The sequence below is a fragment of the Streptomyces sp. AcH 505 genome, assembly GCF_000818175.1.
In the GTDB taxonomy this organism is placed as follows: Bacteria; Actinomycetota; Actinomycetes; order Streptomycetales; family Streptomycetaceae; genus Streptomyces.
Window position 1 is genome coordinate 6339607 of sequence record NZ_JTIY01000001.1, and the last position, 1539, is coordinate 6341145.

1 protein-coding gene is annotated in these 1539 nt (G+C 69.9%); it reads left to right on the plus strand.

The genetic code is table 11. The features are described 5' to 3' along the window. The first annotated feature begins 104 nt into the window (after nucleotides 1-104). A complete protein-coding gene (locus HY68_RS28220; RefSeq protein ID WP_041994047.1) occupies nucleotides 105-1391 on the plus strand; it encodes a TRAP transporter large permease subunit in 1287 nt (428 codons plus the stop codon). Nucleotides 1392-1539 lie beyond the last annotated feature (148 nt).

The following is a 1539-nucleotide window of genomic DNA, read 5'->3' on the forward strand; positions in this document are numbered from 1 at the left end:
CGGCCGCAGCCCGCTGCTGCTGACGGCGGCCCTCGCCGAGTCGGCGGCGCCGCCGCCGGCCACCCCGCACGGAAGCTCACCGCACGGAAGAGAGAAGTAACGCCATGGGCGTCGTCATTCTGCTGATCATGGCGGCCGGAGTCGCCGCGATGCTCAGCCGCAAACTCCCCACGGCCTTCGCGCTCGTCATCCTGGCCGTCGTCATCGCCTTCGTCTCCGGCGCACCGCTGACCGGCAAGAACAGTGTGCTGGAGACCGTGCTCCAGGAAGGCGCACCGGCGCTCGCCGCCACCATGATCGCCATCCTGCTGGGCTCCTGGCTCGGCAAGCTCCTCGACGAGACCGGCATCGCGGGCACGCTCGTGCGCAAGATCGTCGAGTTCGGCGGGGACCGGCCCGTCGTGGTCGCCCTCGGTGTGCTCGCCGTCTCCACGCTGGTGGGTACGGTCACCGGATCGGCGCCTGCCGCGATGCTCGCGGGCATCATCGGAATCCCGGCGATGATAGCGGTGGGGATTCCCAAGGTGACCGCCGCGGGCACGATCCTGATGGGGATCGCCGCCGGTATGCCCTTCGAGCTGCCGGTCTGGCAGTTCTTCTCCAGCGCGCTCGAGCTGTCCGTGCCCACCGTGCGCGGCTTCATGATCAAGCTGTTCCCGTTCGCGCTGTTCGCCGCGATCCTCTTCGTGCTGATCGAGACCCGCCGCAAGGGAGTCGAGCACGCCTGGGCGCTCAAGTCCGTGTCCGCCAAGCCGGCCCCGGTCTCCCGGCGCAAGCAACTCGGCGACGCGCCCTGGTACGCGCTGCTCACCCCGGTCGTGCCGCTGGTGCTCGCCCTCGCCCTCGACGTCCCCATCATCCCCGCGCTGCTGGCCGGTGTGCTGTACGCGCTGTTCACCACCACCCGGCCGCGCGACATGAACAAGCGGCTGCTACGCACCCTCTACGCGGGCTTCGAGGTGGCGGCGGCGCCGATCGCGCTGTTCGTCGCCATCGGCATCCTGCTGGCCGCGGTGAAACTGCCGGGGGCCGTGGACGCGCTGGAACCGCTCGTCAAGGCCGTCAGCCCGCAGAACGCGGTGCTGTTCGTGCTGGTCTTCACCGTCCTCGTACCGCTGTGCCTCTACCGGGGCCCGCTGAACGTGTACGGCCTCGGCGCCGGTATCGCCGGTGTCCTCATCGCGGCGGGCGTCTACCCCGCGGTCGCCGTGCTCGGCCTGACCACCTCGTACAACCAGGTGTTCGGCGTCGCCGACCCGACCAGTACCCAGACGGTGTGGGCCGCCCAGTACGCGGGCGTCACACCACAGAAGGTGATGGCACGCACGCTTCCGTACGTGTGGTTCGTCGCCCTCGGCGGCTTCAGTGTCACCGCCGCCCTGTACCTCTGACCTCTCCCGGCACCTCTGACAGTCAGTCCAGTCCTGACACCCACTCCAGGGACGGAGTTCCACATGTCCGAGCCGCAGAACCCCAGCCGTCGGATCTTCCTGCGCGGCGCAGCCGCCACCTCGGCCGTCATCGCGGTCGGCGCGACGG